Below are 5961 nucleotides of genomic sequence, written 5' to 3'. Positions count from 1 at the left end.
CGGCGGAGATCATCCGCGCAGGACAGGAAGCAGGGGCCACGACCGCCTACCTCTACTCCAGCCCCATGGGCGAGCCCGTATACGCATCCCTGGGCTTCCGCACCGAAGAAATCCTGACCGCCTTCACCGCCCCGGCGTAATCGTCCTCAGCCCTTTCGGCTCTGAGCAGTCGGTACTGCTGGGGATGCCGCGCCGATCAGCAAGGGGAGCTGTCGGGCTCGGAGCCGGTCGGAGGCGAGTTGCCTGCGCGCACCGACGGCCGGGTGTCGCACCGTAAGAAGCAACAGTCATAGCCGTGCCTTGCCGCGGGTTTGATCCTCACGTGAAGCCGCCGATCCGGCGTTCGACAACACCACCGCGGCCCATGGCCTTCACCTCTCGGCGGATGGCTTCGAGCCGAGCGCCCGGTCACTCGGCGCTGCGGCAGCTGTGCCAGGTATGCCCATGGGACGGTCGGCCGCGGTCGACGAGGGGAGTGACGCGCAGTCCGCGTGGTGCGCTGTGTCAGTCCGGGAGGGCGTTCTCCGGCCCCGCGGCGGAATGGTCGACTCTGGTGCCGGTGCGGCTGAAGGCTCTGCCGGGCGTGGGCGGTGAGCTTGGTCGAGTCACTCTCCCGTGTGTCCGGACGGTCGGGGCTTTCCTGATCGGCTGCCCTGGGATTGTGGCCAACCACAGGTGGCCCAGATGTTCTCATCCCCACGCCAGACGGGGTTTTAGGACGTGGTTCGACCGGCTGCCGGACCTTTGCCTGCCTGCCTGCCTGCCTGGAGCGGATGTGGGTATCGGTGTCAGGTGCTCGTGGCTGCCTGGGCGCGGCTTGGACACACCTGTCGATCCCTGTGGTGGCGTCGTCGTGACCGTACGCCTGGTGTCCTGACCGCGCGGACGATGCCTTTGGCTCCGCGTCAACCGAATGAGGACATCTCGTCAACACGTTATCGACGGGGCGTGGACGTTCACACGGTTGGCTGTCTGTGGCAACGGCACCATTCAGCCTGCCCACTTGGGCGCCGGGTGATGCGCGTGCCGCACACATGGTGCGGCGCACCTCGTGTGTCGTGCGTACCAGCTGTCTGTATGAATACGACAAGGGAAGTTCAATGACGCGTTCCTACGCATCTCTCGGCCTGGCCGCAGCACTCAGCAGCGTCCTCTTGCTTGCTGGATGCGGCGGCTCCGACAGCGGAGCTGCGTCTTCGGCGCCCAGTGCGCCCGCATCCGTCCCTCCCGCGGCCGCCGGTTCCAACGGCGCTGCGGGCGGTAGCGGTGGATCCGGCGCTGCGGGGGACGCCGGATCCAACGGTACGGGGAACGGGGCGGCTGCCGGTCAGGCGCCTCAGCCTGCGCAGTCGACGAACCCGTCGGGCGGCTACTGGCCGGCCACGGTGCAGCTCGGGCACAACGATCGCCTCGGGAACACCGTGGTGGACGGTGAGGGCTTCACGCTGTACCGGTTCGACCCGGACTCCGCCAACCCCTCGAAGGCCACGTGCGTGGGCGACTGCGCGGTCACCTGGCCGCCGGTCCTCGCCAACGACAAGATCGTCTTCCAGCGGCTGTACCGCGACAAGATCTCGACGGTCACCCGGCCCGACGGAACTCAGCAGGTGACCATCGGGGGATGGCCCGTCTACCGGTTCTCCAAGGACACGGCGGCAGGCGAGATCAAGGGTGAGGGGGTGGGCGGAACCTGGTTCGCCGTCGCTCCCGACGGCACCAAGGCCAAGGACAGCAGGGACTGAAGTGTTCGGTCGGGCGTGGGGCCGGTCGTGTGCCGGCCTCACACCCGAGGCTCGTGAGGCAAGACATTGATGACAATGATGGCAACCAAGATGATCACGGTGACCCTGCACGCGGACGACCCGATCGCGCGGGCCGGCCTCTCCGGTCTCCTCCGCGGACAGCCCGAGATCGAGGTGCTGGAGCGGCCCGTGCAGAGTGTCGGACGCCGCTCGGTGGCCGTGATCCTCGCCGATCGCGTCGACGACGACGCCGCCGTGATGCTGCGCCGGCTGGTGCGCGGCGAATCACGGGAAGCGGTGCTGGTGGCGGGCAAGCTCCATGAGCGGGAACTGCTGAGCGCGGTGGCCTGCGGAGTGCGGACCTTCGTGTGGCGGCACCAGGCCACGGCGGAGAGCCTGGCCAAGGCCGTGCGATCCGCGGCCCGTGGCGACAGCGAAGTCCCGTCCGACCTGCTCAACCGGCTGCTCGTGCAACTGGGCCGACACGGCTCCGGTGCATCGTCGGTGCCCATGGTCACCGGGCTGTCCGATCGTGAGGTGCAGGTGCTGCGTTTCGTGGCCGACGGACTGGAGAACCGGCAGATCGCGGGAAAGCTCTCCTACTCGGAACGCACGGTCAAGAACATCCTGCACGGTCTCATGACACGCATGCAGCTGCGCAACCGCGCCCACGCCGTTGCGTACGCACTGCGGGAGGGGTACCTGTGAGCACCCCGGTCGTGTCGGCACCCCTGGTGGACACCGTCCCGGGGACGTGCCGGTGATACATGAGATCGACGAGGCGCTGCGACGTCTGCTGCGCGCGCAGGCCCTGCCCGCGGGCGCGGCAGAGGTGGTCTTCGACGCACCCACCCGTGAATGGGCCGCCCGCCGCAACGCTCCCACCGTGGACGCGTATCTCTACGACATACGGGAGGAGGTGGCCCGGCGCGAACGTGGCGCGATGGCGCTGCGGGATGCCACCGGCACGGTCACACGGCGCCGCCAGCCGCCCCGCTGGTTCCGGCTGTCGTATCTGCTCACCGCGTGGACCAAGCGCACCGAGGACGAGCATCGGCTCCTGTCCGCCGTTCTGACCGGTCTGCTGCCCCACGAAGCGCTTCCGGCCGAATATCTCGAGGGTCCCCTGGCAGACCTCCGTCCGGCGATTCCCCTCACCATCGGTGTGCCACCGGCCGAGTCCCGCTCCATCGCGGACGTCTGGTCGGCACTCGGCGGGGAACTCAAGCCGTCGCTGGAGGTCGTGGTGGTGGCGCCGATGCCGGTCTCCCCCGACTACCAGGTGGCACCGCCGGTCCTCGAGCCGACGGTGGCCGTGGTGCATGACCTCGCCGACAGCCGTGAGGGCGGTTCAAGGCCTTCGGCCAGGAAGGACATGCAGTGAGCGGCGCGTTGATGAAACGCCTCGCGCTGCTCCGGGAGAGGACCCGGACCCTGGTCGACGAGCGCAGCGCCGAAGATCCGTCGGCAGGTGACCCGTTGCGGGGGCTGTATCTGTCGCGGGAGCGCATCGGGCGGCTGTTGGAGGTCGACGGGGCGCAGCACTCGGTCCGTCTCGACGACGCCTACGGAAGTTGTGGCGACCCGGAGGGCCGTCTGCTGCGGCTGGCCGAACGCTTTGCACTCACGCAGTTGGACATCCACATCCTGCTCGCCGCCCTGGCCCCGGATGTGGACCGCGACTTCGAGTCGCTGTACGGATATCTCAACAACGATGTCGGACGTCGGCGTGCCACCGTCGCCCTCGCCCTCGATCTCGTGGGACTGTCACCCTGTCAGGCGTCCGCTCGCGCCCGGTTCCATCCCCGTGCCCCTTTGCGCTCGGGTGACCTGATCACTCTGGACGACGAGGACCGGCCTCTGCCGGGCCGGTCACTCCGGGTCCCTGAGCGGGTGATCGCCCATCTGCTCGGCGACGACACGCTCGACGGCGACCTGCCCGGCTCTGTGTACTTGCAGTCCGCCGGCGAACCGGACGGGGGTACCGGCCGGGCCGATCCCGGGACAGGCCTGTTCGCGGGGCGGCTCGGGGCGCTGCTGGCGGCCGCTCCCGCCGTGGTCCACCTGCGTGAGAGCCGGCACGGCACCGGCCTCGCGACCGCCGTCGCGGCCGTGCACGCCGCGGGTCTTCCCGTGCTGCGCTGCGATGTGACGCACACGGCGCAGCAAGCCGACCGGGTGGTTCCCGCGCTGCTCAGAGAGGCGCGCCTGCTCGGAGCCGGCATCGTCCTGGGCCCCTTGCCCAAGGAGCCCGAAGTCTGGGTCAATGCAGTGGAGCAGGGCGCCGTCTTGAACACACCGGACCCCACGGCGTCCGCAGCGGCGGGAGTGCGCAACACCGGTGCCCGCCGCGCCCTCCCTGTCGTCATCTTCGGCGCCGATTCCTTCGACCCACGCTGGTCCCCGTCCGGTGACGTGTTGTGCCTGGACGCGCCGCCCGACGGTGTCAACACCGAACTGCTCTGGCACACCCATGTCGGTGACGCTGCCGAGCGTTTCGACCTGCCTGCGACCGTCGCCTCCTACCGTTTGACTCCCGAGCAGATCTCCCACGCGTCCAAGGCCGCCCACTCGCTCGCCGCCCTGGAGGGCACGACACTGGGCGCACAACACATACAGCAGGGAGCCCGCCGGCAGTCGGCACCCACCCTGGACCGGCATGCCCGGCGTGTGAGTCCGGCCGTGACATGGGCCGATCTCGTATTGCCAGATGAACCCCGTACCCAGCTAGCAGAGCTGCTGACCCGGGCACGGCACCGGGAGCGGGTGCTTGGACAGTGGGGGCTGCGTACCGGTGGTGGGCGCGGGCACGGCGTGGTGGCACTGTTCGCGGGGGAGTCGGGGACGGGAAAGACCTTGGCCGCCGAGGTCGTCGCGGGGGAGCTGGGCATCGACCTCTACATCGTCGAGCTGTCGGCCGTGGTCGACAAGTACATCGGTGAGACGGAGAAGAACCTCGAAAAGATCTTCGCCGAGGCCGATCGCACCAACGCGGTCCTGCTGTTCGACGAAGCCGACGCGATCTTCGGCAAGCGTTCGGAGGTCAAGGACTCCCACGACCGCTACGCCAATCTGGAGAGTGCCTACCTACTGCAGAGGCTGGAGTCCTTCGACGGCATCGCCCTGCTCACCACCAATCTCCGTGCCAACATCGACGAGGCCTTCACCCGCCGGCTCGATCTGCTGATCGACTTCCCCTTCCCCGACCCGTCGCAACGCCTGGCCCTCTGGCGCCACAGCCTGACCGGAGTGCCCTGCGCGGACGACATCGATCTCGACTCCTGCGCGCGGGACTTCGAGCTCGCCGGCGGTTCGATCCGCAGCGCCGTCGTGACGGCCGCCTACATCGCCGTGGGCCGTGGCACACCGGTCACCACGGCGGACCTGCTGGCGGGAGCGAAGCGTGAGTACCGCAAGGCGGGACGCCTGGTCCCCGGCGAGGTCGTTGTGTAGGAGCAGCGGACACGGCGACGTCCGGGCCGTGTCGGTTGCTGAAGGAGCCGCGCTTCCGCGTCGCTTCGCACCGCAACCGAGAGTCTTGCCACGGTGCTACAGGCCAAGCAGACCGGCTGTCGTCTCCCTGAAGCCGCAGGCATCGAAGTAGAACGAACGCAGGTGCGCCTCGAAGTCGACGTGGAGCCATTGGCACTTCGCGGCACGAGCTTCGCGAGCCGCGGTCGCGACCAGTGCGGTGCCGATGCTTCTCGCCCGCAATCGCTGGGCGACCACTGTGTCCAGGAGAAAGGCGTGAACTCCGCCGTCCCAGACAACATTGACGAAGCCGATCAGGGCGCCGTCCTCCCGGGCTCAGACCCAGCCGAGACTGTGGCGCTCAAGACGTTCTCGCCAGTCGGTCTCGGCGACCGGGTGACCGAAGCCGTCGGCGTGCAGGGCGTTCAGGGCGGCGTTGTCGAAGTCCCCTCGCCACTCGTACTTGATCGTCACTCCTCGATCGTAGTGATCGAGACACGTTCAGTGTTGCCACGGGGAGTGGCGACGCCCCGTCGACGAGCGCGGCAAATCGACGGCCGAGGCCCTTGCTCGAACGGGCAAGGGCCTCGGCCGGTGTCGGACGTGCATCACGCCGGGGCGGTGAAGGCGGTCAGGATTTCTTCGGTGTGGAAGCCCAGGGATGCGTATACGGGCTCGCCCATGGGGCTGGAGTAGAGGTAGGCGGTCGTGGCCCCTGCTTCCTGTCCTGCGCGGATGATCTCCGCCG

Annotated in this window: 4 protein-coding genes and 1 pseudogene; 4 read left to right on the top strand and 1 reads right to left on the bottom strand. The window is 68.6% G+C overall.

Features of this window, described 5'->3' with window-relative positions:
• The first annotated feature begins 1385 nt into the window (after positions 1-1385).
• The 4 genes from ADL25_RS48865 to ADL25_RS04965 all read left to right on the top strand — a co-directional run bounded on the left by ADL25_RS48865 (position 1386) and on the right by ADL25_RS04965 (position 5195).
• Positions 1386-1742 carry a hypothetical protein gene (locus ADL25_RS48865; protein ID WP_059126390.1) on the top strand — a complete coding sequence of 119 codons (357 nt, stop codon included), beginning with the start codon at positions 1386-1388 and terminating at the stop codon, positions 1740-1742.
• Between the two features lie 75 nt (positions 1743-1817).
• A complete protein-coding gene (locus ADL25_RS04975) occupies positions 1818-2450 on the top strand; it encodes a response regulator transcription factor (RefSeq protein WP_319114286.1) in 633 nt (210 codons plus the stop codon).
• 52 nt (positions 2451-2502) lie between these two features.
• Positions 2503-3126: a DUF4255 domain-containing protein gene (locus tag ADL25_RS04970; protein ID WP_059126391.1), complete on the top strand. Its 624-nt coding sequence runs from the start codon at positions 2503-2505 to the stop codon at positions 3124-3126.
• 11 nt (positions 3127-3137) lie between these two features.
• A complete protein-coding gene (locus ADL25_RS04965; RefSeq protein WP_059126388.1) occupies positions 3138-5195 on the top strand; it encodes an ATP-binding protein in 2058 nt (685 codons plus the stop codon).
• A gap of 96 nt (positions 5196-5291) precedes the next feature.
• Here ADL25_RS04965 and ADL25_RS04960 read toward each other — a convergent pair.
• Positions 5292-5687: pseudogene (locus tag ADL25_RS04960) on the bottom strand (GNAT family N-acetyltransferase).
• Positions 5688-5961 lie beyond the last annotated feature (274 nt).

This window comes from Streptomyces sp. NRRL F-5122, assembly GCF_001507435.1.
Lineage (GTDB): Bacteria > Actinomycetota > Actinomycetes > Streptomycetales > Streptomycetaceae > Streptomyces > Streptomyces lannensis.
The sequence above is the reverse complement of the archived record's forward strand: the minus strand, read 5'-3'. Positions and strand labels throughout refer to the sequence as shown.

Excerpts from the sequence above, each read along its gene's own strand:
- ADL25_RS04975 (WP_319114286.1), top strand. The coding sequence starts at position 1,818 with ATGATGGCAACCAAGATGATCACGGTGACCCTGCACGCGGACGACCCG.
- ADL25_RS04965 (WP_059126388.1), top strand. The coding sequence starts at position 3,138 with ATGAAACGCCTCGCGCTGCTCCGGGAGAGGACCCGGACCCTGGTCGAC.